Origin of the sequence: Duganella rivi (assembly GCF_009857435.1) — a bacterium.
Classification (GTDB): Bacteria; Pseudomonadota; Gammaproteobacteria; order Burkholderiales; family Burkholderiaceae_D; genus Rugamonas; species Rugamonas rivi.
Map to the genome: position 1 here is coordinate 1 of NZ_WWCK01000032.1, position 255 is coordinate 255.

The 255-nt window shown below is 47.8% G+C and carries 1 rRNA gene; it reads right to left on the reverse strand.

From position 1 onward, the window contains the following. A 5S ribosomal RNA gene (gene rrf, locus GTP45_RS27865) occupies nt 1-99 on the reverse strand; the annotation flags it as partial. Between the last annotated feature and the right edge of the window lie 156 nt (nt 100-255).

A 255-nucleotide genomic window follows, 5' to 3' on the forward strand; every position in this document is an offset into this window, starting at 1 on the left:
TACTTTCACACTGGTTGCAGCACTATCATCGGCGTAGAGTCGTTTCACGGTCCTGTTCGGGATGGGAAGGGGTGGGACCGACTTACTATGGTCATCAAGCTTTGACTTGTATGCTGCGCAGCCCCTTATTGGGCTACGCAGCGAATCTGGGAGAAGTAAAGTTGGGGTATTAACTCATCAAGAGTAAATGCGTATAACCGTCAAGGTTATAGGGACAAGCCGTACGGGCAATTAGTATCAGTTAGCTTAATGCAT